Source organism: Moraxella atlantae NBRC 14588 (assembly GCF_001591265.1).
Classification (GTDB): domain Bacteria; phylum Pseudomonadota; class Gammaproteobacteria; order Pseudomonadales; family Moraxellaceae; genus Faucicola; species Faucicola atlantae.
In genome coordinates this window covers 1-1,315 of record NZ_BCUL01000063.1, presented here as the reverse complement: position 1 = coordinate 1,315, position 1,315 = coordinate 1, and the positions used below count along the sequence as shown (strand labels likewise).

Genomic DNA, 1,315 nt, shown 5'->3' with positions numbered 1-1,315 from the left:
GAAACTGAGCGATTTTATCCCGATTAATCTTAAGTTTGGGGTTAATAGCGAACATGGAAATAAATCGATTCACCATTAACTCATTGTTTAATCTCGTTTTTATATCCGCCATCGAAAACGGGACACTCATATCGGGCGAAGCATCCTTTTGTGGCAACCAATATGTTACCTTTGCCACATTAATAGCGGTAAGCGACATATTCCAATGAAAATCAAGCTTGTTTTTATCTCTAGCCTGACAATCATTTAATCCAGTATATTGTTTGGCATCCCGATACAAAAACTCAATCTGAAAACGGGCTTTATAGTGTTGCAGTATCGCTTGCCAAGATTGGTCTAAGTCGGTACTAAAATAAATCTGATGTTGCCATGTTACCTTGCCCTTTTTGCTTCTAGCGGTATAAACAATTACCACATTGAGGTTTTTTTTTAAAGCGATTGAGTACGCCTTTAGGCTATAAATTTTCACGTTGTCCTGATTCGACACACAAATCGCATGACTGTCAGATAGTTTGGCAAACTCAACTTTGCCATCATACAATTTGGGTCTGCCCCGTCCTTTTTGTTGCCCTTGATACAGGTAGTTTAAATTGGCATCGCATCGAAGTCTTGAGATGATGTCAAAGCCTTTATCACACAGGGGATTAACAAAGGTGTCTTTGGAAAAGTAGGCATCAACAATGAGATACCTTGATAGGGTAAGCAGTTCATCTTTGTGCTCAAGTAGTTTGCGAGCATAAAATTCCAGTAGACTTTCATCGTCTTTAACATCCACCGTTTGGATGGCGTTTAGGTGAAAGGCGGTGTGCCTGCCTATGTCGAGTACGGCAAGTCCCCCTAACTCTAGTCCCCATTTGGCTCGTCCTGCTACCCCTGACCAAAAGTAGCCCACCCCATCGGTGTGTTTGCCTACTTTGTTGATGTAACTTGGGTCAAAGGCTATCGCTTTTTTGCCTTGGACATATTGCTCTATCAGTGTTTTGTTAAAGTTGAAAAAGTCAAAGCGTTTGCTAAATAGGTTTCTAAAGCTTGATTCCGCTCTACCACTGTATCGACCTAGTTGTAAAAAGTTGATTTTGTCTTTGATGGTTAAAAAAAATTCAGGGTTAAACAAAATGCTGTCTGTATCCGCCAGTCTGTTTTGATGCCATGCTGTAATTTCATTTGCAAAAAGATGGCGGTGATTATATCATTCATACGGAAGGCTCTCTTTCTTGATTTGTTGTGGTAAACCAATTATGAAAGTTTGCCTTCTTTTTTTCCTAGCCTTTTTTGCTTTTTATCCACTATTTGCACAATCCTATCTAAGTCTTTG

General features: G+C 39.7%; 1 protein-coding gene. It reads right to left on the bottom strand.

What is annotated here, in order from left to right:
* Positions 1–775, bottom strand: a 775-nt coding sequence (locus tag MA2_RS10685; RefSeq protein WP_156470960.1) for a transposase, incomplete at its 3' end; no start/stop codon positions are given.
* Between the last annotated feature and the right edge of the window lie 540 nt (positions 776–1,315).